Origin of the sequence: Mesorhizobium sp. M2E.F.Ca.ET.209.01.1.1 (genome assembly GCF_004010375.2) — a bacterium.
In the GTDB taxonomy this organism is placed as follows: domain Bacteria; phylum Pseudomonadota; class Alphaproteobacteria; order Rhizobiales; family Rhizobiaceae; genus Mesorhizobium.
This window is the reverse complement of the sequence record NZ_SADP02000008.1, coordinates 207,755-231,964: the sequence shown is the minus strand read 5'-3', so window position 1 is coordinate 231,964 and position 24,210 is coordinate 207,755. Positions and strand designations below refer to the sequence as shown.

Sequence of the window (24,210 nt, the reverse complement as noted above, 5' to 3'; positions counted from 1 at the left end):
GAGCTCCGGTATGAGGGCAAGGCTCCCATCTTATTGGTCGAAGCTGACAATAGGCTGAACCGGCGGCAGCGAATTATTTGGGGAGCTTTCAGGCTGCTGTCAGCTACAACTTGCAAGAAAGGGGTCGTTAACAAAGCCAAACGAAGAGCCCCTATGAAACCCGTCCTGACCTCGGCACTTTTGCTCAATGTGACCCCCGGCGGCTGCATCAGCAAATTGATTTGGGAAACAGGCGCGCCGGTTCTAATGACCGACGCAGGCCGAGGTCTGGAACAGCTGGACCAGCGAACGGCGTCTTCGGTTTTTCAGGCAACAGCCACATGGAAGAATATGATTGGCTCGACCATGCGCCGAGCTTTGTCGAACGGATTGGTCGCGGGCGCACCACCACAGATTATGGCAGGTTTACGCCCTGGCCTTGACACCCGGGGTGATCGTCACCGGCGGAGCCGCGGCGTACTGATCGGATATCCAACGTCGCTGAGTCTCTCGTCGGTGCAGTGGATCTCTCGGCTTAGCCATCATGCAAAAAACGACGGTTCCGCGACACCACTTTTCAGGTCCGTGACACAGGCTTTGTGAGCCGATCTGTTGTTCTTACCCCAGGCTAATGGCTGAACAGCTCTGTCGCCGGCTCGATGCGCCAGATGGCGCGATGTTTTGAACCCTTTCACGAGGCGACGGCAGCAGCCGACCGGCTCTCCTATCGCGGCTCCCGCGATCCACACACCCAACAAGGGAATCTACCATGGTAATGAAGGCACCGGTTGCCGACGCTAGGAATGGGTCGGTAGTAGATCGGCTGGTCGGCATCGACCTCGCTCGGGGCCTGGCTGTCTTCGGGATGTATGCCGCCCATCTCGGTCCCGACCCCGGCGAAGGAGGACTAGTCGGGTTTCTGATGGAACTAACCCATGGGCGGCCGTCGGCCCTGTTTGCCGTATTGGCCGGTTTTTCAATCCTCCTGATTACAGGTCGCAAGGCGCCGAAGTCGGGGATAGCCGGTAGACAGGCCATCGCCAGAGTCGCAATTCGTGCCCTTGTTTTGCTCGCGCTTGGCTCAATCCTGGGCTGCCTCGGTACCCAGGTCGAAGTCATCCTAGAATACTACGGAATTTGCTTCTTGTTGGTATTGCCGCTCCATCGGCTCAGCGCATATCAGCTGGGCTTGATCGCTGCCGCTACGGCATTAGTTCTCCCGCAAGTCCGTTCCTCCCTTCTGTCGGTTGCCCCCAACCTCCTCGACCCGGTCTTCAACCTCATGGTCAACGGCTACTATCCCGCGGTGACCTGGGTTCCTTTCCTCATCGCTGGCATGGCCATCGCGCGCCTTAATCTTAATACGCTAGCAGCGCATTGGCGCCTTGGTCTGGCGGGGGTCGCGCTGGCCGTGTTGGGCCATGGGGGATCCTTGCTCGCGCTGAGTTCCCGCGCTTTGACTGAAACCTCCTTGTGGTGGTCTGACGTTGACGGCGCTTTTGAGCCTTCCAAGTCGTCATTTATAGTCAAGTCGTCATGGATAGCCGCACCTCATAGCGAAACGACGCTTTCGATCGTGGGCAGCACCGGTTGCGCAATGATCATCTTGGCGGCTTGCATGCTCGCTGTGGATGCGCTCCCGCGTCTGCGAAAGCTGGTCTGGCCAATAATCGCAGTCGGCTCGATGTCTTTGACGGCCTATGTGCTGCACATTGCGGGAATAGCCTATCTTATGAAGATAAACATTTTCAAAGACGAGAGCCTGTCCACGCTCTTTGGCTTCGTTGTGGTTATCAGCACTTTTGCGGTGCTTTGGCTGCGCGTCTTCCAGCGAGGACCGGTGGAAGTGCTGATGGGTAGGGTCGCAGATCTCGCGCGTCACATCCGCTGAGCACCGCCGCGCCCCGGCCTCCCGATCACATTACGGACAAGGTGGGGCTTTGTCCAAAGCTTGTTCGCGGCAGGGGAGGGTACTTCCTCCCACCCTGCCGCCTTGTTGATGGAAGCTAAAACGGTCGCGCAGGCGCTAGAGTTGCATCGGCATAATCAGCTTAAACTCGCGAAGTTAAACCCGCGGTTGGTCTATCTCGGCCCGCCTCACCTGAAAGGCTAAGGTATCCGTTTCGGTCAAGGGTTTTAGGGGCCATTTTCGCTGCGCCTTGAGGAGAGCGTTTGCTAGGATGAGGAGCTTTCGCAACAAGATGATGACCTTTGCGGGTTTGCCTGCCGCCTTTAGCGCCTGGTATTTTGCCTTGAGGTCGGGGTTGAAGCGCAGGGCGAAGGCCGGGCATGTAGAGGGCCTGGCGAACATTGGCCCGGCCGCCCCGGATGAAGGCGCGGCCGCTCCATTTTGCCGAGGCCGGCGAGGCTTGCGGCCTTTGGTTCCGAGTTCCGGCATGTCGATGGTGAGTGTGCAGGCGGTGGCATCCGATGCGCCATATGCTGGTCAGGATTTCGCGGCGCTGGACAGCGTCGGGATCGGCTTTCATGAGGGTAAGCATCGTCTGATCGATATCGCTGAGTTCACGTGGATCTGCTTCCAGCCACTCGTTGTTGTGGCGCCTGAGCAAGGCAAGCGGTCAAGGTCTGGCTCTGGTGCTGGCTGCGGTGCGATCCCCGCACGGGCCAGGTGCCGATCGTGTCGACGATCCACCTCGCCGCGGCCAGAGAGCTGCTACTCTCTTCCGCTGTTCATTCTGGCCTCTTCGCAATGAATGTCATAAAATCACCTGTCGCAATTAATGGTTTTTGATTTGGCTCCAACAGCTGGCAGATATCGCCGAGAGTTCCGCAGAGAGCGTCGAAAGTTTTGGCCGCCTTCTTCCGCAGCCGCGCCTTGAGTTTTGAGCAGACCTGTCTTGATCGGGTTGAGATCGGGCGAGCATGGCGGCAGGATCAGGAGCCAGTGCCCCTTTGGCCAACCAGTGGGCGGCGCGTACCTTGCCGACAATCTGGGGTTCCGAACCCGACAGTTGGTTTTCAACCCGACAGTGGCCCGCCTCAGAGCAGGCTACCGCCCTTCGGAGCAGGCAGAAGCTAATCGAGGTTCGCGGGTTCCGGTTTGAATGTGCAGGTCGCTGCGCGCCTGATCTTTCGGTCTGGCGGCACATGACAAAAACCCTCATTTTGGCCGACGATACCCGGTCAGGAGCGGGTATCGCAGTCGAGAAGCGACCCGAGCACGTCCACAAGATGTGCCGAGTTTGCAAGGTGTGTCATTGTTTCTGTCAACGTTCGAGCGACAGGGCACGACGAAACGTCTGGCATACGCCTCGTCTGGCACGCGCCTCGCATATGTTGCAGTTGCTGCTGGAGATCAGGCGATCGAGTGGGCCTTGCAATTTTCCGATTTTGATGCGCCTAAAGTCTCGTGTACAAATCAGGCTGGCGTGAATGGCCTGCCTAAGTTGCGACTTATTACAAAGGAATGGATATGGCGACTGGAACGGTGAAGTGGTTCAACAGCACGAAGGGTTTTGGTTTTATTCAGCCTGACAACGGCGGTCAGGATGTCTTTGTCCACATTTCCGCTGTTGAACGAGCGGGCCTGTCGACCCTTAATGAGGGCCAGAAGATCAACTACGAGGTGGAACAGGATCGCCGCACGGGAAAGTCCTCTGCAGGCAGCCTCAGCAAGGTTGGCTAACGGTCCGGGAAAGCCTTGGCAAGGTTCGTCATCGCCGGAACGCATTGACGGCTCGAAACCCGGGCCGGAGCATGCAAGTTAATGCCGCGGCAGGGATTGCTGGAGCCATCATGAATTACTCTGGAAATGAGGCTCTTGGACGGGAAAGGCGGGGCTCATCCCCGCCCTTTGATTCCGCGCAGATTGGGCCAACGGCTGCTGCGCGTCCGAACGACTGTTAATACGGATTTAGGCTGCGACCTTCTTGCGGGTCCGTTTCGCCGGCGCCGTGGCTGGGGCTTCCGGCTCTTTCGGTTTGCGGCCGAGTCCCATGGTCTTGGCCAAGGCGGAGCGCGCAGCGGCGTAATTCGGCGCCACCATGGGATAATCCGACGGCAGACCCCATTTGGCGCGATATTCGTCTGGGGTCAGACCATAGTGCGTCGCCAGATGGCGCTTTAGCGATTTGAATTTCTTGCCGTCTTCAAGGCTAATGATGTAGTCCGGTTCGATCGACTTTTTGATCGGGACAGCAGGTTTTTTTACAGGCACAGGCTCTTCTGCCGGTATGAGTCCAGCCGTGCCGTTTAGAGCCCCGTGCACTTGGGCGATCAGGGCAGGAAGCTCCCCCGCCGGGACGGGGTTGTTGGAGACGTAGGCTGATACAACATCGGCAGTGAGCTCGATGAGGATGTCGGTCTTGTGGGGTTCTTCTGTCATAAACTTCTCCGGGCAGCTTGAAACACAGTTGGGCGAAGTGTCGCTTCATAGTGGCGGTTGCCGCTGAAAGCAAATGGATCGACGGGTGCGCTGCTCCTCCACCATTGAAGTCTCGGCGACGCATCCCGTCATCGTCCATCGCTAAAGGCAGCGTATTGAATTATGGGAGCGGTCGCGCCCGCCCCACCATAGCGATACAGCAAGACAATCAAAAAAGCCGGTCTTTGCTTGGCCCCAAATCTTTTCTCCTTTCGTGAACGCTGAGCTGCCAAGCTGCTACAGTTCACCTCGCGGGGCAACCGTGCACAACACAGGAGTCGCCCGAGCGATACATTCTTCACTTGCCGCTTATCAGCGCTGGTGATTGCACTTTGCAGCCTGCCTCCGGACCCGCAGCGCTCACGCTGTTGGTTTTGCGCCTGCAGGCGTCGGAAGTCGGATCGCCGCAGCTAATTTCCTCAGGCGGACGAATTCAACAAATCGATTGTTTGGATCGAAGGCATCCACACCATCGATGCCTCTAGAATAGGATCCAGCTACAATCACCGTGCTGTAATGGCAGGGACGGCCAGCACAAGCGCGACACGATCCGGCGGGTCCATCGCTGCGTTACGTATTCATGGCTACTGCATCGGGCGCTCGGTCGACCGCCTTAAGCCAGGTCGCCGCATTGCGAGACGGTGACCGGCGAGGGAGAGGGCGCTCTGGCAACGAAGCGAGGCGGGTGGCCTTGCGGGTGGCCGCGTGATGTCATCCGGCTCTCCTGCCGATCTCTGCCGGCCAGATCTGGAGCAACTGTTTTGCATAGATATGGCTCTCTTCAGGGGGCCATCTATGATGGGAGCCGAGCGCGTGTTCGAGCCGGGGAACAGGCTGCGCATGCACTGTGCCCACCTATTGCGATCGTGCTAACCTTGGTTGTTTGGACTTGCCGTTAAAGGCAAGCGACAGATTGAAGTTATGCTGCACCATCTGATTGCCTGGCTCGTTTTCGAGAGCTCGCCGATACAGGGCCTGTGCCGCGTCATGCCGCCCCTCAATGTCCAAAATCACGCCCTTCGCATTCAATGCACGTACGTTTCCTGGGGCTGCAACCAAGACGCTGTCGAGCACCTCAACCGCTTCGTGCGGGCGCTTCTGGCCCACCAAGGCATTTGTAAGTCGTATCGCCGCATCAACATTGTCCGGGTGCTGCTTCACCTCATCCCGCAAAGCCCGCTCTTGAACATCCTGACCAACTTCGCGCAAAATGCGTTCGCGCATAGCCGGATCGATTTGATCGGCGCTGAGCAACTCGGGGGAAGATGTCTCCTGCACGGAAAGAGCCGGCTTTTGCCAGCTGGCGCAACCGCCCAAAGGCAGAATGGCGAGTACGGCAAAAAGAAGTGAGTTCCGGCGCAGAAACATAGGCGATGGAGAAACTGTATTACTATTCATGTTATCTCTCAGTTATCGGGGAGGCGCGTGGCGTTCAGTTAGGAAAGGTGGGACTACTCTAACAATCCGCTGTTCGATCCGTGCGGGAGTGTGACGGATCCTGCGGGGCGAATTGTAAAGTCGGAGGCGAGGTCTTGATAAGACAGCACGGCGAGATCAACCCCGTTTCGCGTCAGAAAGCCGCGGACGAAACGTCGGACATCCATCGACGTCAACAGAATAGGGCGGGTTTGACCCGGTTCTGCGTTCGAAAGGACCTGACGTATCTGTGATAGCATCGCTTCGCTTTGCCGATCCTCCAGTGCGAGATAGGGGCCTGCATCCGAATCTCGAACCGCGCCACGCATCACATCCTCGCTCTCGCGCTCGACGACCAGGGCGGACACGATGCCCTCCGTGTTGGCATGGCGGTGGCAGATCTGTCGCTTCAAACCAGAACGGACATATTCCGTCAGCAGGGCAACGTTCTGCTCACGCTCGCTCCATTCGGCCAATGCCTCCAACACGAGACGGGTGTGGCGGATTGGGATACCTTCCTCCAGGAGGCGGCGCAGAACATCGGCAATCCGAGGAATCGGCGTCGTGCGTAGCACCTCTTTCACAAGCTCAGAATATTCCTGCTCCATTCGGCCCAGGAAATGTCGGGTCTCTTGGATGCCCACCAATCGCGGTGCGTAGCGGGTCAACGCTGCATGGACGCGCAAGGCGAGGAGTTCGCCGGGAGCCCTATGCTCCGTGCCGGCGCCCGTAAGGGCCTTTGCAGGGGTATGTTCAACCGGGAGTGTGTCCGTTTTCGGCTCACGTCTAAGGGGGACACCGCTCGAGTCGACGTGCGCTACATCGGCTCGGAGCGCCATCTGGTTTGGATCTAAGGCGTCCTGTTCGACTGGCACGCCCTCGACATCAATTCGGAATTGCGATTCAGGCAGCTGCTCGTCAACCAAGACAGGGATGCGAGGAACGATAATGCCCAGATCGGCTGTGACCAGGAGCGAAACGCGCCCAATATGTTTTTGCAATTCGGCTTGATCGACCGCCTGCATAAGATCTGGCGCTAGAAAAAATGCGATCGGGAATTCCTTCGCAGGCGCGGCTTGCTTAGGCTCCGCTGCAGTTCCACCTTTCGCATCGGCAGTGCCGGCGCCCAGCACATCAGCCTTGACAATGCTTACCGCAGCGAACACTGCGGCCAGCATCAGAAAGACGGGGAGGGGAAACCCAGGAACGAACCCCATTACAACCAGGACGCCGGCCGCCAGTCGCAAGGCTCGAGTGCTGGCCGTGAGCTGACTGACCATTTCTGTACCGAGGTTGATCCTCGCCGTCCCAGTCACACGGGTGACGATGGTCGCCGCAGTAATGGAGAGCAGAAGGGCCGGAATCTGCGATATCAATGCATCGCCTATCGTCAGCAGAGTGTAGTGATGCAGTACCTCGCCGAAGGACATGCCCTTGGAGAGCAGGCCGATCGAAATTCCACCCAGCATGTTGATGCAGATAACCACCAGCCCGGCGATGGAATCGCCCTTCACAAATTTCATCGCGCCGTCCATCGCGCCATAGAGTTGGCTTTCCTTCTCCAATTCGGCGCGCCGCCGGCGGGATTCGTTGGCATCGATGTGGCCGTTGCGTAGCTCTGCGTCGACCGCCATTTGCTTGCCCGGCAGAGCATCCAGCGTGAAACGCGCCGCCACTTCTGCCACCCGTTCGGCACCCTTCGCGAGGACCATGAATTGCACCATGGTGACGACCAGAAATATGACGAAACCCACCACGATATTGCCTGAAATGACGAAATCGCCAAAAGTATGAATAATGCTGCCGGCCTCCCCCTCGGCCAGGATCAGTCGCGTCGTTGCGACCGTGAGCGCGAGACGGAATACAGTGGAAATCAAAATAACGCCGGGCAAAGAGGAAAAATCAAGTGGAGTACTGACATACAGGGCAACCATCATCAGCAGTATGGCCAACCCCATATTGAATCCTATCAGGGCGTCGACCACCACGACCGGGATAGGCATGACCATCATCGCGACAGCCAGAAGCAGCATCAACGCAACCATTAAATCCGGGCTGGCCGGCGCACGCTTGATGAAGTCACGCAGGACGTTGGCCATCGAGACACCTTTGCAATCGGTTGAGACTTACTCTGCTGTTACGCCATGAAACGTGGCTTTCGAACTCCGAAGGCGCCTCAGCCTTGGCCAGCGCGTGACCCTGCATGAGAGCCACAAGCAGGCGCGAAATGGCTGGGCAGCAAATGTTTCCAACGCAGCCAGCTTGTCAGCACCGAGCGCGACAGGATGTTTGGCTGGCCATAGAGTGCTGCTTGATGGGGCCTGCGAGCTTTCAATATTGGAGAGCAGCAATGCGGCCATTCCTGCTCAGCAGCACACGGCTGTCCTCAATACGTTCGACCACCCATCCATCAGCCAAAATGGCGCCGACAAAATACTTCTCGCTGTCGATGACAATATATGGTTGGACCCCATGCCACACAGCTTCGACCGCGATTGCGGATGGCGCCTTCTCCTCTTTGATGAGCACTCCGTTCACCAGTGTTAGAGTACCCTTGGTGCGACGATCGAACGATTGCTGAAGCTTCTGCCAGCTGATGACCGATTCAGACGTGACGGTGCCTTCGGCGGTCACAACACCCTTTGCCGACCCAATCTTGACGTCGAGAAGACCCGCTCGATCGACTTCCTCCTGCAGCTCTTGGGCCGCTGCCTCCGTAAGTTCATTGTCAGCGCGGTGACTGATCGTTCTGGACGCGACTTCAGCCCGAAGTGAATTGGGGCTCGATCCACTTGCATTGCCAAGATAGGAGATCGTGCCTGAAAGCGCGCCGATCCCGAGTGAGCTGATTATGACCATGGCGAGCACACCGATCGGTAGGCGCGGTATGCCGGTCGAACCAGGCGGCTCTGCATCCTGCACGGACAAAGCAATGGACATCTCGCCTACGAGCAGGACGACAGGAAGGGGCACAACAACGGACTGGCCTGCGGCGATATTCCGGTTGCCCTCGATACTGAGTCCGGGTGCAAGCGCCTCCAGTTCGATCGACTTGCCAAGAAGAGTTACACGAAGGTGATGCGGTGCCAGTCCCTGCTCGACAAAGACCAAATCGGCATCGAAGCCGCTGCCGATTAAACACTTTTGAAGATCCGTCTTGCCGGTCAGACCGCAATAGTGCCCCGAACGCACTTCGAAACGGAGGGAAACGGCGTCATCCACAGAGCATCTCTCAAACAGGATAGAAGCCGCATGGCAATTGCCATGCGGCTCATTTCGGGACTACGTCGCGTCAATAAGGAGACGCGCTAGGGGGCAGTCTAAAACCCGCTTCCGACATTACGAAACGCGTTCGTCGGCGGCCTTCTTGATGGTCTGGAGATTGGTCGTTAGAGTGCGCAACTGGACACTCCTTTTCGTCGCCTCCAAGCTAACATTGGTTAGTTCCTGCACTTGCGCCTGAAAAGCAGTAGCATCAGCTCCGCTTGTATTGCCGGGAGTGCCACTGTTAGTTTTATCGGTATTGCCGGCGCTACTGGTATTGGTATTGCCTGATTTTTTATTATTATCAACTGCAGCCATGATCATTCCTTTTTCTGTTGGAGTTGTGCCGTCAATAACGGCCTGTATGACCTCACGCCGGATTTCCCGCGTCAGGCATCTTCTGTGTCATCCAAAGCTTCATCGGCCTCAGCCATCGCATCGTTCGCGAATTGGAACGCGAACGATCGCAGGATACTTTGGAAGGCTTCACTTTGTGCTGCAGACTGTGAGTTGTCTTGAAGTTGATCATTTGAAACGGTCCGGTTATCCGCCCGATCGTTCCCGCCAGCTGCCTTGCCATCATTCCCACCAGCTGGCTTGCCATCATTGCCATCAGCCGGCTTGCCATCACCAGAATGCTCGGATTTCGAATCCCCATGGCCCTTTCGGATCAAGGAAGTCCCGAGGTTGCCAACTCCACTCCCAATTGCTGCTATCATCAGGTACTCCGGCATTTGCCATTGGCGGCGACGTGTTAAAGGTTAGCCTCGATCAAGCTAAGGGCGGGAGCTTTCGAGAACCTGACGGCTTTTGACAAAAACCGGCCAGCGCAAAAACGTATGCTCTGCAGGATGTTGCTCTCGCATCGAACAGTCGACCACGATCTCGGCTGTTCGGCCAATCCCGCCGTCCACGCATGCCGCGACCGAATGGCAGCCGCAGCAGCTCGTTTGCATCCTCGATGCTGTGGTGTCGAACAGGAGACACGGTCCACGTGCTGCATGACCGCAATGACCGTATTCTTGCTGGCTCCACGGGCGCACGCAACGAGCAGGAACTCGGTCTTTGCATCACCATTCTCTCGCCTGCACATCACGGCCCGGCGCGGTGAGCTCATTGGCTTCGAGAAGGTCGGCGACCGTACGAACATGGGATGGTCTGCCGGCTTTGGGAGGCCGGTGCGGATCCTCTTCTCACCATATCGAAAGCTTGAAGCGGTCGGATTTTCTTGCCCTGTTCGTGAGAACTCCCATCGTCAGCTAATCGTCAGCCAAGCGGTCTATCTAGGCCGGCCGTGCCTGACCTTCGGATCCAAAGGTCCCGTCTCGACACTTTTTGTAACTATAGATCGAAATGGTCCGCGTGATACGCAACGCACACGCTTCTCTGAAGCAAATGTGTGACTTTGTCGGTGGCGAACGAGAGGAGTGACGCATCAATAAAATCGTCAGGCACGTGTCTAGGAAGGGGAGCTAGCCGAGTTGGTCTGATTTCATTCGCTGTTCCTGGAAATCGGCGGACTGAAGCGCTGATAATCTCAGGACATCGATGGCAACGTTGCGAAAGTCCTGTGAGCTCGGGCCAATCTTGGCCTGCTACTGAGAAGCACTTTGGCGGGAACATTACGCCGTCGCGGGTCTGGCTGACCGTGACGTTAACCGAAAGATGCCGCTGGTCTCGTCAGCCGCCAGCACAATAGCAGCACATTCTCGCCTACTACGGAGACGCAATATGAAGGGCATTGGCCGACCACGGAAATCGCAGGCTGAAACTGGAGCCAGCCGCGCGGGGCGGGCGAGCAGTTCCCTTTCGCAATCAAGTCTTGCTGCGGGAGAAGGTGGACAGTCATTCGATTCCGTTGTGGAGCAGATGCGCTCTGGGGACGCCGATAGGAGGCCCTCCTCCCTTCCAGTTGCGCGCGGTCCAGGCGATGCCCGCGAAAGTCTGCCAGGCGCCTCGATTGGCGAAGATCAAATCCTGAACACACCGCGACGTGGAGCCGCTGCGCCACCACGCGGAACCGTAGCGCCACGTGGCGCAGCCGCAAGGCGGCGCGGTTCTCCCTCCATGTCTGAGGGCGAAGCCATGGCGCCGGTCGGTAGCCAACTATCAACCGCGCAGGTGGAAGGCACCAGCTCATCGTCAAATGAAGATATCAGTCCGACACAGCTCAGAATGAACAGTCTTGTTCAACAACTGACTGATTGCGAGGCTGCGGCCAGGAAAACCGACGTCCCCGAGGAGGCGGTGGAGCTGATCAGTCGGGTCGTCGATGCAGCCTCAGCAATTCTGGAGTACCGCGCTAGCCTGCCTGCGGCTGAGGCGCAGACAATTATGCCAGACGACAAGGTGCGTAGATGTTGCCAGATCGTGTGCGACGCCGCGAATGAAGTAGACAAACTTGGCCTGTCGACGATCACGAAATTGGACAAAAAGACCAAGAAAGCGGCAGGTATGGTCGATAAACTCTACTCCTACTCCCAGGCGGACCGGCAGGAGCTGTTGATTTTAAATGTGGAGAACCACCATACGGCGGCAATTAAGTGGTGGGAAAAAAAGGCATGGCGCTCCGAACGGCAGCGATCCGCCTGCGCTGCCACCGCTAGCCTATCCAGTGGAACGCCCGTGATGCGGGAAGCCGAGCGGTGCGCACTGCGGCTGCGTGCCGGCTCGGTACTGAGTGTCAGGATCTGGCTGGTCCGTGAGCGGATCGGTCTTGCGCGGGCCAAGATTGAACTGCGGGCGAGCAGGTTCGAGCCAGATTTGAAGGAACTCCTCGTCGGTCGAAATGGAGTGGTGCAGCTGATGGCAAGCGCCGCTCAAGAAGCTCTTCGCGCCCTCTCTTTGGCGAAGGGCATAATGGATGATGGCAAAACACTCAACGCTCATGATTGCGCGGTTGTAGAAAAAATCATGGAGCGGCTTTCGGATTTTGGATTGGCGTTGCACGAGGTGCATACCAAGCTAAGCCATACCTACCCAGATGCCGGCCTCCCATTGAAACTGTTCGAACGGATCGTGGACGATGCATGGATCACTGCGCACGATGCCATGCACTTGTTGAACCTGCAGTCTCCGCCGTCAGCCATCATGGCGCCACAGGCCCAGGCGGGCGCTGCGATGCCGGCCAGGGCAGGCGCTGCGATACCGGCTGGCACTGCTGGTACGGCTGCAGTGTCAGAAGGCACTACAGCGCGAAGGAAAGGGAAGTCAAAGCATAAGTCGGCAGCTCGCGCCGGGACTTCTGCCGCCGGGCAGCCATCAACACCAGTCGCTGCGAACGCCGGCACAGTGCCAGCAGCCAAGGTTCTCGCGCGCTCGGATCAAGTTGCGAGTACACAGGTGAGAGCGCAAGAGGTGGCTGCGAGTTCGTCGGGGGCAGGCTCGACAATCGGGGGCGCCGCGTTGTCAATGGAGGTATTGACGGAGCGGCTCAAACGATTGGACGAACTTTTGCAGTTCGATCTGGCCGGTCAGCAAAGCGTCGTCTCCCAAGTGCGCCAGATGAAGCCTGAGGAGGCCGGTAAGGTCGTGGACGATGTGGCCCAGTACCTGCGAGCCCAGGCCATTGAGATGCAAACCTGTCTCGCCGGGTTGCAGGGGCGTAATGTACGCCTGCTACTCACCTCCACCCAGCTACCCAAAGTGCACGAACGCACAGACCAGCTCAAAGGGTTGCTGAACATGGTGCTGGGACAGGCCAACGCATTGAATGAAGGAAAAGCCGGCATTACGACTGATTGCATGAAGACCTACGCATTTCCGGCGCAAAAATACCTGGAACATTTGTGCAATGCCGACGAATTGATGCCGCCGGAGGCACCGGTCGCGCTGCGTGGCGAGCCAGGAAAGCTGTTTGAGATGAAGCTGCAGCCCAAGATGCTGGTCAATGGTGCGATGCCGAGCCCGATGTGGGTGCACATCCACACGAGTCGCCCCGTCATGGCCAGAAACTTGGAAGGGCTGGCTGATTCCGAATTCACCGCTTGCCACGTTAAATCCAACGAACAGCGCGGCTACAATCGAGAGCGAGAGGAAGCCGATGCTAGGTCCGGTCGCGAGAAGGTCATAATTCATCGCGGCAAACTCACCCCCGCTTTCTGTAAGTCCTTGTTGACCTCAGGGCTTGGCCGCCAACCACGCCATTCGCGTGCCGAGCTCCCGTCGGCGCAGGCTGCATGACAGGGCACTCAGAATGCGGCCGGCCACGCTGTGAGTCAGCGAGCATTTCTCCTGGCCAAACCGCGAATGCCGCTGCGCGAGTTGCGGTCCGGCGATTGGAGTCGATCGGCTACCGTCAGGGCCGATTTGCGATGTCGCGTTACCGGCTGTTGACGTGGCGGCGTATCTTGCCTCCCATCCAACTTATCGCCGAGATCGCGCCGCCAAGATCGAGGCGGAAGGTCTTCCTGCGAGCGCGGAGCAGGCATAGCCGATCCGATCGGGATCGGCGCATCGCAACGACCCAACGGTGTGGTGGAGAAAATTGGATTCGGGAGAGCTCGGTTCCAAGAGGCGGAGTTCCGGCCCGAATACAATCCGCTCGCAAGCACCCACGATGCGCATCCGCAGTTTATTGTCTGGGAGATGGGCTGGATTGCTCGGCGGCGCTGGCGCTAAGGCGGGGCTGTCGCCGGACAATTAGCATTCACTGCCAACAGCCTTGCAACCGTCACCAGTTGCAAGGCTCGGCGGCGGGTCGACAAATCACATGAAATCGTCGTCGGACCCGCTATCGCTGCTGTCGCTATCCTCGGTTTTGTGGAGATAGAGTGGAGGTTTGCCTGCACGCTGCCACTCACCGGCACTGTTCTTCGTCCATTTGTCGGGATGCTGCGTAGGGTCAAGCACCAGGTCGCCATGATCCACTTCAACAAACCCCATCGTCTGCGCGCGCGCTTGTGCTTCCGGATTAGCCGCACGCCAATTCAGCAACGGTCGGTCGCCGTCTATCCGAAGTTGATGCTCCAGCAGAATATCGCCCGCATTTTCGACGAGCGGATGGGCGACTTGAAGATCCACTATGGAAGTGACCTCAGTTCGACCAGGAAATTGTTCCCGCCAACTTTCCGATTCGAACTCGTTCATGCTGAATCCGCCTTCCATTCTCAGCAGTCCGGCACTCCGGTCTCCCAATTGGTAACTGAAATATCGCGCGTGCTCCGTATCTCGACGGATGCCATATTGCTGAGCAACGTCCGCGGTGCGCCTGGCTCGTGACGATACGAACTCCGAATACTCTTGAGGATTGTCGGCGATGTGCGTGATTTCATCACCATGAAATTGCCTCACCTGTCTCCTGAAGGAAGTCCTGTTGATCTCCACCACAGGAGGTCGGGAATTGAGGGAGTATGCTTGGGGAGCCGCCGATGATGAGGCGCCGCTACCTTCCGATCCGGATAAGTGCATTCGGGCAAATGTGTCCGCGAACCCTTCGCTTCCTGCATCCGATTGCTCGCCGGCATTATGCGCGCGGTAACTATCGGATGAGCCACCAATTCGACCATACATGACGATTCGTACTCCTATGTTTCGCAACCGAGCTCAAGTTAGCACGGCTGTTCAACATAGGGCGCTTAGTTGACGACTAGCTGACGAGGGCATTCCAACGGCTGCACCAATCAAATCCGCACTGCCGGCCTCAAAACCTCGGACTGCGCCACGCACCGGCCAGCAGAGGCTGCAAGGTCATGCCCGGAGGACTTGCCGTAGTTGCTGGGTGGCAGATCCGAGGGGAGTGATTGCCCCAGGCCCGCGGTTGCGCGGTTGGCCTGACAGAGACACTGGGGCACGGATGGCCAGCCGACATTTGCCACTAGCATGGAGCCAGGTCAGTTTTGAACTGGGCAGTCGTGGACTTCCAATGACTAGGCCAAGCCTGCGGCAAAGAATGCTTTCGCGACAGGCTGGAAATATTGCATAGGAACCGCGTGGCCGAGTTTTGTAGTGCCTATCAGCTGACGCGCTAAGACATGGTCATGGACGATCGTCAGGCGTAGTGCCCGCGCCTCGCTCAACACATGTGAAACGCGCTCACCTTCGGCACGGCAAACTAAGAACGGCACCCCGGTTTCACCGCGAACGTAACGCAGACCGATCAGGACCGCCCTTCCTGTTAAGACCAGCGTGGCGCGATGCACGCCAAGCGCAGGCTCGTCGGCCGCCTCCTCGCGGATGCGACGCTGTTCACCTTTCAACTCTGGCGCTCCTTGCTGATCCTTCGACTCGCGCGTCACTTCGGTATTGGTCATGCGCATTTCGCGCAGATACAACGCGCGCTGGAGCAGAAGATCGATCAGTCCGCCGACCAGCAGTGCGCCGGCGCCAATTCCCATCAGCAATTTTGTCTCCATAAAGATGAGGCCAACACAGCCCATGCCGCAGATCGGCAGAGGGACCATTGTCTTCCACATCCCGAGAAGGACAATGGAAAAGGTTGCGCTGAGAACCAATACCTTGAACATGGTCTTGCAGACTTCGACCATGGAACGAGCAGACCCCAAGCGCTTCAGCCCTTCAAAGGGGTCAATTTTCTTAAAGCTGAGCTTCATCGGCTCCAGAGAGAAGACAAATCCACCATTGGCTAGCAGGCTGGCCAAAATCACCGCGGCGACAAGGGTTCCAAGCAGCGGGCCAACAGCCGCGACTGTGAGTTGGACGAGCACAACCAATGCCTGCGGCACCGCGGTATCGAAAGGTAGGCTCTGCAACTTGGTGGCTAATAGGAGCGCTTCCCGGCATTTGTCCTCGATCACGCTGCCTCTTAGCCAAAGGTAGCCGAGCCCAGCGCAAGTCCCGACCGCGCGGACGAAATCGGAGCTACGTGGCAGCTGTCCTTTTTTGCGCGCTTCACTTAACTTCTTCGGGCTGGCGGCGTGTGTCTTCTCTTCACTTGTGTCGCTCATGGCAGCAATTTGTCGAACCACTCCAGCACGCCGTTGGCACGTGTGACCTCCAGTTTCATGCTCTCCACCAGATAGGCAGCGTAGGTGACCATGAGAACTGGAAAGACAATGTTCTTGATTGCCGGAGACAGTTGGCTCGCCTTAAATTGCGGGGCAAAGCGACGCAGCAGCATCATCGATATATCAATCAGTATCAGGAAGAACACGACAGGCCCCGATACCAATAATGCCGTGCGCATTATGCTGTCGAGAAGCCCCAACAACTCCATTGCTCCTGGCCCACTCAGTGTCGGGTGAAACTGATACACCGGCCAGATCAAGTAGCTGCGGTACAGGACACTGATCAAAGTTTCCAGGCCTCCTGATCCGACGAATATGGCAATCGCAGTGATCCCCAGAAAAACGCCCATCGCGGAAGCCTGACTGTTCGTCGCGGGATCGGCCGAAGCGGTCGGGCTGCTGATGCCGCGTTGGTTGTCGATAAGCTCCCCGGCAGCCTGAAGGCCCCAAAGCGGAATGCCAAGAAAAGTGCCAAGGAGTACACCGACAAAAACTTCCTTGAATCCGAGCAGGGTTAGCTGGATCAGGCGCGTATCAGGATCCAGCGCCGGCAATCCGCCGCTGACGTGTGCCAGGCATGGTAGTGCGAAGCCAACAGCCAAACAGCCCCGGATCAGCCCACTGATCTGCGAGCGTGTGAATACGGGAAAGATCAGCATGATGCCCATCGCGCGGGCTGCCCCAAGACCTGCCGCAACGACGAGTTCGAGAGCCGTCTGGATCAGAATTTGAATATCGGCCGATGGCGCGTCCATGGGGCGGACTAGTAGCTAAGTGTCATTGCGGGAAACTCGGTGAAGATCTGATCGGCTAGCTCTATGAGCGGGGCGCTTAGCACAGGAGCAAACAGCCCAATCACCGCGACAACGACCAGAAGCTTCACGGTGAGCGGCAAGCTTTCATCCTGGATCTGCGTCGCCGCCTGGAGGATGCCGATGACGAGGCCGACAACCACTGATGCAATGAGCGGCGGTAGAATCCAGATCATGAAAACCACCAGTGATTGGCTCATAAGAGTAATGATGCTGGATTCAGTGATGATCAGCCTCCCGGTAACGTATAACTCAGCACAAGCCCATGCATCAATTTTGACCAACCATCAATGGCAACAAACAAGAAGATCTTGAACGGGACAGATATAACAGTTGGTGAGACCATCGACATACCCATTGCCATCAAGATAGTTGTCACTATCAGATCTATAACAATAAAAGGCAGATAAAGTAGAAATCCTATCTCAAATCCGCGCTTCAATTCTGATAGCAAGAAAGATGGTACAAGTATTGCAAAGTCATCAGGCGTGGCTGCAGCGTGCATTTCCTCTGGCCAGACCTTTTCTGTCGAAGATAGGAAAAATCGCCGCTGCTCTTCATTTGTGAATTTCTTGAGATGCTCGCGCAAGGGCTCACTTCCGGCTTTAGCGGCGCTTACCCAGTCGTCGAATGTCTGATAGTGGAGCTTGGGATCCGACATGCGGTCATAGGTCTGCTCAGCAACGGGCGCACTAACGAACATAGTGAGGATCATCGCCGCGGCGTACAGCACCACATTGGGTGGTATGGTCTGGGTCCCGAGCGCATTGCGGACGAGGAAAAGAACAATTGATACCTTTACAAAGGCCGTTGTCGTGGCAACTGCTAAAACCAGCAGACCGAGTCCGGCGGTAACCGCAAGAAGCGCCAGGATTGTCGGCTGAGCTTCACTCATTGCATGCAAACCCGCCACGGAGCCTGATGCCCAGCTCTTCTCCGATGCGGACAATGTCGCCACGCCCGATACGCTGACCATTGGCCACTATGTCGACCGGGCCGTCGATCGGCCATCCAAGTTCAAAAATATGCCCTTCGCCGGCACTTCTTAATTCCCCAAGAGAAATAGGCCAGCGGCCGCATTCAAAGACAAGCACGATCTCGACATCGTCGAGATCCTTAGTAAGCTCCAGTTGCGATCCGGGTTGTGTCATATGCGCACTCTCCAAAGGACACGGTCGCGGGCGGAAAGGCCCCCGCAAGATTAATTCATCGCCGTCAAGATCCGCCTCGGCGCACAACTGGCCGACAGCTAGGGTGATCTGGCCGCGGCCGAACGGCGCAATATCGGGCAACAATGCATCACCGACACATGCGCTTCGAAGAAGCGCCGCAGGAAGGCGAAGCGTGCCGACCTCTCCTGCAACAATGAGCGGGAGCTCTGGAGGCAGCCCGCCCAGCTGCCGCGGCAACTGGGCAAGCAGTTCGCCTAGCGCGCGAAACGCAGGCGGTACTAAGCCGTCAAGTGGCGTGAACAGGAATAGACGGCCCTTGCCCTTGACCGCGCCGAAAATGATGTCGAGTTCAAGATGAGGAGCCAGCATCGTGGCTTCGCATACCCGCACGAGTTGCACGTTCAGACGCGTCGTCTCCTCCAGTCGAGTGACAAGCGGCTCCAGAGCGAGTTCGAGAATTAGCGAAGCAGTTGGCTCGGAAGGGAAGGCCAAGCCGTTCTGCACTGTCGTGATGAACTCCTCTACGAGCGGGCGCGACAGTGACAAGATGACCGTTTCGGCTCCCACTCTCCAGACGCAGTCAAGCATCGGAATGGCAGCAGGTTCCTGCTGCCAGACAAGCCCTGCCGTTCGCACCGATAGCGGCACCTCGTTGATCCGGCTTTGAAACGGCGTGCGCGGCGCTGCTGTATCATTGAGCCACGAGACAACCGTGTGGGACAGTTTCAGAACTGGTTCGAACATGGCGGGTGTGACCGCAGCGCCTATCAAAGACTGCACGGTCGTGTCATTCGGACGACCTCTTGCGACCGTCGGATCCGGTTGCGCGGCATTTAGGCAAGCGACCCCCTCGCATATTTCAGCAGTATCTCATCGTCGGCCTCGATCTCGGCTGCGGCCTCCGAATGAGTCTCGACGGCGCGCCGCACGTCGTCCTCGATTTGTTGCCATTTGTCCCTTGCCGCCGAACATATGACCCATAGCTCCCTCGTCCTGGACGCCGCCATCTCAGCCTCCTCTTGAGCGATTTGGGTATCATCAAGCATCTGCCGTCTGGAATTGATCTCAGCGGCAAGTTGTTCAGTGTGAAGGCGGTGACGGTCGAGCGCTGCGCTAGACAAGTTGTCGAGTGACATCAGATGCTGATAGAGCGCTGCTTCTTTTCTTGAACAATGTTGCTGTATCATTGCAAGCTCCCTAGAGGCATTTTGTACGGCTGAGGCGGCCACATCGCGCTGGGCTTCCTTCTTGGACAGCTCGCCAAGGGCACGACGCTCTTGCATTTCCTTCAGAAGCCGTAACCTCGAAGACTGAATCCAGTTTACGCGGTCAGACGCGACATCCATGCGACCGTCTCCTCGAAATCTGACGCGTCATCTTCGCTCTGGCGCAGAAACTCCCTCAGTTCGTCGATTGACGCGACAGCCCGGTCAGTCAGGGGATCTCCACCTGGCTTGTATTCGCCAACATTGATCAAGAACTCGGTCTCGGCATAGCGCGACAGGAGCTCGCGGAAAATGGATGCTGCCTTGCGATGTGTCCCCGAAACGACTGCATCCATGACGCGGCTGCGACTCTGCAGCACATCAATAGCGGGGAAATGCGATCGCGCCGCAATAGCGCGTGAGAGGATGACATGGCCATCGAGAATACCACGCGATTCCTCGGCGATTGGATCACCCGTGCCATCACCCTCTACAAGCACCGTATAGAAGGCCGTGATTGAGCCCCGCTCACCCATGCCGGCGCGCTCGAGCAGGCCTGGCAGCATGCCAAAAACGGAAGGAGGAAAGCCCCGTCGCGTCGGCGGCTCACCCGCAGCAAGGCCTATTTCGCGCATAGCGCGGCAGAAGCGCGTCAGCGAATCCAGCATGAGAGCAACGCGTAGGCCTTGATCGCGGAAATATTCCGCGAGCGCAGTCGCCATTGGAGCGCATTGCGCACGCTCTACCGCCGAGCGGTCGGATGTTTCAACCACGACGACCGTACGGAGAAGGCCCTCTTCACCAAGATTCCTTTCGATGAATTCACGAACTTCCCGTCCACGTTCGCCTATGAGCGCCACTATGACGACGTCAGCGGCGGCACCCTTTACGATCTGTGACAACAGCGTCGACTTGCCACCACCTGGCTCGCCATAAATCCCGATCCGCTGGCCCTCGCCGCACGTCAGCAGACCATCGAGGACACGGACCCCAAGCGGGAATGGCCGCTCAATCATGCGCCTCGTCATCGGATTGGGGGCTCTGCCATGCAGGGGCCGAGTTTCGACGGTCTTGATTTCGCCTTTGCCGTCCAATGGGCGGCAACGACTGTCGATCACGCGACCGAGCAAATCGCCGCCGACGGGCACCTCACGCATTCGGCCAGTGGCCACGACCTCTGCGCGGCTGGATAGGCCCACCAAGTCCCCGATCGGTGTCAGCAATACACCATCACCCGACAGGCCGATCACCTCGGCCTCGAGCGACAGCCCGGTTCGCGGGTCCTCTAGGAGGCAAAGTTCCCCAATACGAGTGTCTGGCAAGACGGCATGAACCAGTGTGCCGATAGCCCGCGTGATCCGACCGCGCACCGCACGCGTGTCAATTCGCTTGGCCGCAGCCCTCAAAGACGAGATTGCTGGAACGAGAGCTCGAGTGTCGGCGTCAGCGTTATGTTCTGGGACGGGCTTTCTCATAGCTCGCCTTTCTCACAGAGCGTCCCGAAACCAAGGCGCAGCGCGCGCATCTGGGCGTCAAGTCCAAGGTCAACATTGCCGTACTCGCTCCACAGCACGCAGCGTTGCGGCGACAATGTCGGGTCGGGCTCGATCCGCACCCTTGGTCGACCATCCTGGCCGTCGCATCGAGCAAACTCTCGTGCAAGCATGTCGACTTGCATGGGAGAAACATGAAGGCAAACGTCGGCGCCGCTGTATTGACACTCTATGGCGTGACGAACAGCCCTCACCAATAGCTCGCCCGGATCGAAAGCGCCGATAAGATCGCTCAATATTTCCATCACGAGCTGCGGCAATTCCTGCTCCAGAGCCGCCTTTCGTCGCGCGATTTCGGAGATTGTCTCCGCAATCAACCCTGCCATCTCCTCGGTGCCTGCATTCGAGCCCTCCATGTGGCCGCGCGCCCACGCCCGCTGGTAAACCGCGCGTGCCCAGTTTCGAACGCGCTGCCGATGCCGTTCTGCCGCGGCAAGGGCTTGCGCGGCGCTGTGCCAGGTTTCGAGCTCGCTCGCGGGTATCAGTGGTCCGACTGGACGCATCTGCGGCGCTATTGGCCCCTCGGAAAGTTCGACTGTCATTTCACCGGGGTCTCTGTCTCAAAATGAGCTACTACAAGTGAAAGCAATTGGCCGGCGGCGGTCCAATGCTCATGTGCTGGAGTCTCCGCGGCAGTCCCCTCGGGCAATCGAAGAAGCACGCGGTTACGCTCGGTCGCTGAACTGTCCTGGAGCCAAGCTCCAAGACATGCGTGTCCATCGTATTCGATTTGCTGAGCGAGTTTTTCTGGGTCCGAGATCAGTCTTTTGTCAACAGCATGCAGCAGGTGTCGGATTCCGAATGCGTGTGCATCCACGCCGATGCGTTTAACAAGGATGGCAAGCTCAGGCTGAGAGACAAACGCGACCAGCGAACGGGCATGCCAGATACTACCAGCAAGAAGGGCCGCTCGATATGGATCATGCCCGCGTAGAAGGTCCGGCCTGCAGCCGATGTGGTTCAGATCCACGTCATCGTTGCCCAGCAATTCTGCCAGCCTTGGATGCAGTCTGGAACACTTCTGCAACTTCACTAACGTTTCGGCCGATAACGCTGGATCAAGACGCGCCGCAAGACGGGTTGGATGGGCCGAAGCCGCAAGCTCGCTCGCGCCCGGAAAGTGCGGACCATCAGGTCGGGCGGTCTGTATAGGCATTGGCAATGAGATGTCACCCACGTCCAATTGCAGGCATTCTTTTGCGAATGGCCTCGACAGCAGAAGCATCCCGGCGCCCCTCGACCTTGGAAACGCCGGTTGATTGCTTGCGCCGACGCGTAACAACGCCGATCAAGAGATAACAGGCCACGGCGAATACGGCTGCGGCAAAACCTGTTACGGTCGCCAGAAGTGGCGCAGGAAGAGGTAGTGATGCTTGTGGCAAAACAGCAGTCGGATCGGGCCGTTGCTCGTGTGCGGACCGTTCTACCGGCACCAAAACCACTTCCACCTTATCGTAGGACAGGCCTTCGATGCTGTCGGCTACAAGCATCTTTATCTTTGGCAGCAGAGCCGCGACATTTGTTTTTGCGTCGTGCCTGATAAACACCGAGGCCGAGGATGGCGTGGCACCGGCTCGCACAAGGTCGTTATGCGGCAGCACGACGTGAACACGTACAGAAAAAACGCCATCGATATCGCTGATCGTCCGCGACAACTCTTCGCTCAGGGCATACACGTAACGGGCACGCTCTTCGGTCGGCGAGGCAATCAGGCCTGATCCTTGGAATATCTCACCGAGGTTCTTGAAGGATTGGCGCGGCAGCCCCTTGGCGTTCAGAAGGTTGATTGAGAAGGCGAGCAGCTTTTCGTCAACCTGGATCGTGCTGGTTCCATCCTTGGCGACCACCCGGATCGCGGCGACCCCGTTGTCTTCAAGAAGTGCGAGCATTTCATTTGCCTCACGCTCTTGCAATTGCGTGTAGAGGTCGGCTTTGCAAGCAGTGAGGGCGACGAGAACTGGCAGCATGACAAGTCTAACCGACCGCCACCCTGACAGGCCACGCATGATTTCGCCCTCGGCCAAGCCAATCATGCGCGCGGTTCAGCCTTCCTTCAAAAGTTTATTCACGGATGATGTGACGCCGCTGACGCCTTTGGAGATAAGCGCCACCTGGGTGACGCCGTTGTAAACATCCCGAAGACCAGCCATCATCGTTTCGAAGTCTTGCCCTTGTTGGGGAATGCCCGAGATTCCGGTTCCCGCCTCACCTGGAACGGGAAGCTTCTGCGCCGGTCCCGGTAGAGCGCCCTTCGAAAGGGCTATGTCATGGTCGAGCGCGGGGAAGGAAACAGTGTTGTGTGGATATAGGGAGGAAATCGTCTGCAACACGCGATCGCCCATGCCGCTCGTCGGCGCAGCCGCGCGCTGAACATCCATCGCCGCAGCAACTGGCGCCGCACTCGCTGGCCCCGCGGCGGCATCGTTTTTCAGCGAGTCGGCTGCATGCCCTAAGGCGCGCTCAAACTGGGCCTGCTCGACAATCGACGGTGATCCGACCCTGGGGAGGCCAGCCGTTAGAGTGGCAGAGATCGACGTGACAGGCATCATCATGTAAGGACTCGGTTGCTCTCTCTGACCGGGCGAGCCCCGCCCATTCATCACCCGGTGTCGGCGCAACACTCCTAGGGGGGCAAGCTGACAACAAGCTGACTAACGGCGGCGTCATTTCGACAATCTAAAATCTCTTCGGCAATTTAGTCACTTGTGATGATTTCAGCGTTTGGTTTATCAGTGCGACATGCCGAGAACGCTTATCCAACCCGTCACCCTGCATGTTTTGAGACTTCTTTGTGCCGGGTTTTTTCTGTCCACCGGGATTCACCCGGCGCATGCAGTCCCGCTGTCCCTTCCGGCGACACCCTATAGATACACGGTTCTGGATCAGGAGCTCGCTGCAGCGTTGCAGGAATTCGGCAACAACCTGAATATCAGGGTCAACATCAGTCCTGCGGTGAAGGGGCGAATTCGCGGACGTATGCCTGATTTGCCACCGCGCGCGTTCCTCGACCGCTTGACGAACCTTTACGGTCTACAATGGTACTATGACGGCCTTGTGCTCTATGTGTCTGCTGCACAAGAATCGCAAACTCGAATGCTTTTGATGACGTCGATTCGCTTCGATGCGTTCAAGGGGGCTCTCGACAAGCTTGATATCTCCGACGAGCGCTATGTGGTCAAACCCGTGCCAGGCAATGGCCTCGTCTTCGTTTCCGGTCCACCGCGCTTCGTCGCACTCGTGGAGCAGACCTTTAACGGCTTGGTGGCGCAGGCGCAGGCGCAGACTCACATAGCGGCAACGCCAAAGGAATCAGTGCTGATCTTGTTTCGCGGCTCCTCCACTACGGTCGTTCGCGACGGACGACCGGATGCTTCTTATTCTTCTGACATCCCACAACAGGATAGCGTTGGCGGGAAGCCTGAGCTGGGCAAGAAATGAACATTGAGGATTTCCCGCAGCT

General features: G+C 57.7%; 22 protein-coding genes. 4 read left to right on the top strand and 18 right to left on the bottom strand.

The window, feature by feature from the left end:
* Positions 1-748: 748 nt before the first annotated feature.
* Positions 749-1,870 (top strand): DUF418 domain-containing protein, encoded by a 1,122-nt coding sequence (locus EN852_RS17315; RefSeq protein WP_126097377.1) that lies wholly within the window; start codon positions 749-751, stop codon positions 1,868-1,870.
* Positions 1,871-3,412: 1,542 nt separating this feature from the next.
* Positions 3,413-3,625 carry a cold-shock protein gene (locus EN852_RS17310; RefSeq protein WP_127249593.1) on the top strand — a complete coding sequence of 71 codons (213 nt, stop codon included), beginning with the start codon at positions 3,413-3,415 and terminating at the stop codon, positions 3,623-3,625.
* Positions 3,626-3,853: 228 nt separating this feature from the next.
* On the opposite strand, the gene EN852_RS17305 is transcribed toward EN852_RS17310, so the two are convergent.
* The 6 genes from EN852_RS17305 to EN852_RS17280 all read right to left on the bottom strand — a co-directional run bounded on the left by EN852_RS17305 (position 3,854) and on the right by EN852_RS17280 (position 9,762).
* A complete protein-coding gene (locus EN852_RS17305; RefSeq protein WP_024505385.1) occupies positions 3,854-4,324 on the bottom strand; it encodes a MucR family transcriptional regulator in 471 nt (156 codons plus the stop codon).
* A gap of 894 nt (positions 4,325-5,218) precedes the next feature.
* Complete coding sequence (locus tag EN852_RS17300) at positions 5,219-5,761, bottom strand: tetratricopeptide repeat protein (protein WP_081714429.1); 543 nt, start codon at positions 5,759-5,761, stop codon at positions 5,219-5,221.
* A 53-nt stretch (positions 5,762-5,814) separates the two neighbouring features.
* Positions 5,815-7,878: a type III secretion system export apparatus subunit SctV gene (sctV, locus tag EN852_RS17295; protein ID WP_024505383.1), complete on the bottom strand. Its 2,064-nt coding sequence runs from the start codon at positions 7,876-7,878 to the stop codon at positions 5,815-5,817.
* Positions 7,879-8,110: 232 nt separating this feature from the next.
* Positions 8,111-9,001, bottom strand: coding sequence for a hypothetical protein (locus tag EN852_RS17290; RefSeq protein WP_024505382.1), 891 nt, complete (start codon positions 8,999-9,001; stop codon positions 8,111-8,113).
* Between the two features lie 117 nt (positions 9,002-9,118).
* A complete protein-coding gene (locus tag EN852_RS42375; protein WP_224570034.1) occupies positions 9,119-9,361 on the bottom strand; it encodes a nodulation protein NopA in 243 nt (80 codons plus the stop codon).
* 71 nt (positions 9,362-9,432) lie between these two features.
* Entirely contained in the window at positions 9,433-9,762 is a 330-nt protein-coding gene (locus tag EN852_RS17280; RefSeq protein WP_081714433.1) for a hypothetical protein, read from the bottom strand.
* A 1,348-nt stretch (positions 9,763-11,110) separates the two neighbouring features.
* On the opposite strand from EN852_RS17280, the gene EN852_RS17275 reads away from it, so the two are divergent.
* Positions 11,111-13,225, top strand: a complete 2,115-nt coding sequence (locus tag EN852_RS17275) for a hypothetical protein (RefSeq protein WP_245454733.1) — start codon at positions 11,111-11,113, stop codon at positions 13,223-13,225.
* A gap of 525 nt (positions 13,226-13,750) precedes the next feature.
* On the opposite strand, the gene EN852_RS17270 is transcribed toward EN852_RS17275, so the two are convergent.
* The 12 genes from EN852_RS17270 to EN852_RS17215 all read right to left on the bottom strand — a co-directional run bounded on the left by EN852_RS17270 (position 13,751) and on the right by EN852_RS17215 (position 23,302).
* Positions 13,751-14,554: a hypothetical protein gene (locus tag EN852_RS17270; protein ID WP_024505378.1), complete on the bottom strand. Its 804-nt coding sequence runs from the start codon at positions 14,552-14,554 to the stop codon at positions 13,751-13,753.
* 356 nt (positions 14,555-14,910) lie between these two features.
* The gene (locus EN852_RS17265; RefSeq protein WP_024505377.1) at positions 14,911-15,948 is read right to left on the bottom strand and encodes an EscU/YscU/HrcU family type III secretion system export apparatus switch protein; all 1,038 of its coding nucleotides are present in this window, start codon (positions 15,946-15,948) and stop codon (positions 14,911-14,913) included.
* Positions 15,945-16,763: a type III secretion system export apparatus subunit SctT gene (gene sctT / locus EN852_RS17260; RefSeq protein WP_024505376.1), complete on the bottom strand. Its 819-nt coding sequence runs from the start codon at positions 16,761-16,763 to the stop codon at positions 15,945-15,947. The genes EN852_RS17265 and sctT overlap by 4 nt, the downstream gene beginning before the upstream one ends.
* Before the next feature lie 8 nt (positions 16,764-16,771).
* Entirely contained in the window at positions 16,772-17,020 is a 249-nt protein-coding gene (locus EN852_RS17255; protein ID WP_081714428.1) for an EscS/YscS/HrcS family type III secretion system export apparatus protein, read from the bottom strand.
* Positions 17,021-17,049: 29 nt separating this feature from the next.
* Positions 17,050-17,715 (bottom strand): type III secretion system export apparatus subunit SctR, encoded by a 666-nt coding sequence (gene sctR, locus EN852_RS17250; protein WP_029354851.1) that lies wholly within the window; start codon positions 17,713-17,715, stop codon positions 17,050-17,052.
* Positions 17,708-18,736 carry a type III secretion system cytoplasmic ring protein SctQ gene (gene sctQ, locus EN852_RS17245; protein ID WP_095769044.1) on the bottom strand — a complete coding sequence of 343 codons (1,029 nt, stop codon included), beginning with the start codon at positions 18,734-18,736 and terminating at the stop codon, positions 17,708-17,710. The genes sctR and sctQ overlap by 8 nt, the downstream gene beginning before the upstream one ends.
* A gap of 89 nt (positions 18,737-18,825) precedes the next feature.
* Positions 18,826-19,338 (bottom strand): hypothetical protein, encoded by a 513-nt coding sequence (locus EN852_RS17240; protein ID WP_032899688.1) that lies wholly within the window; start codon positions 19,336-19,338, stop codon positions 18,826-18,828.
* Positions 19,314-20,672, bottom strand: coding sequence for a type III secretion system ATPase SctN (gene sctN, locus EN852_RS17235; RefSeq protein ID WP_024505372.1), 1,359 nt, complete (start codon positions 20,670-20,672; stop codon positions 19,314-19,316). Before sctN ends, EN852_RS17240 begins: the two co-directional genes overlap by 25 nt.
* Positions 20,669-21,292, bottom strand: coding sequence for a type III secretion system stator protein SctL (gene sctL, locus EN852_RS17230; RefSeq protein WP_024505371.1), 624 nt, complete (start codon positions 21,290-21,292; stop codon positions 20,669-20,671). The genes sctN and sctL overlap by 4 nt, the downstream gene beginning before the upstream one ends.
* Positions 21,289-21,975, bottom strand: coding sequence for a nodulation protein NolU (locus EN852_RS17225; protein WP_269470858.1), 687 nt, complete (start codon positions 21,973-21,975; stop codon positions 21,289-21,291). Before EN852_RS17225 ends, sctL begins: the two co-directional genes overlap by 4 nt.
* Positions 21,920-22,783, bottom strand: coding sequence for a type III secretion inner membrane ring lipoprotein SctJ (sctJ, locus tag EN852_RS17220; RefSeq protein ID WP_024505369.1), 864 nt, complete (start codon positions 22,781-22,783; stop codon positions 21,920-21,922). The genes EN852_RS17225 and sctJ overlap by 56 nt, the downstream gene beginning before the upstream one ends.
* Positions 22,784-22,792: 9 nt before the next feature.
* Positions 22,793-23,302, bottom strand: a complete 510-nt coding sequence (locus EN852_RS17215) for a nodulation protein NolB (protein ID WP_024505368.1) — start codon at positions 23,300-23,302, stop codon at positions 22,793-22,795.
* A gap of 187 nt (positions 23,303-23,489) precedes the next feature.
* Here EN852_RS17215 and EN852_RS17210 point away from each other — a divergent pair, with 187 nt between their 5' ends.
* Positions 23,490-24,188, top strand: a complete 699-nt coding sequence (locus EN852_RS17210; RefSeq protein ID WP_024505367.1) for a secretin N-terminal domain-containing protein — start codon at positions 23,490-23,492, stop codon at positions 24,186-24,188.
* Positions 24,189-24,210: the final 22 nt, after the last annotated feature.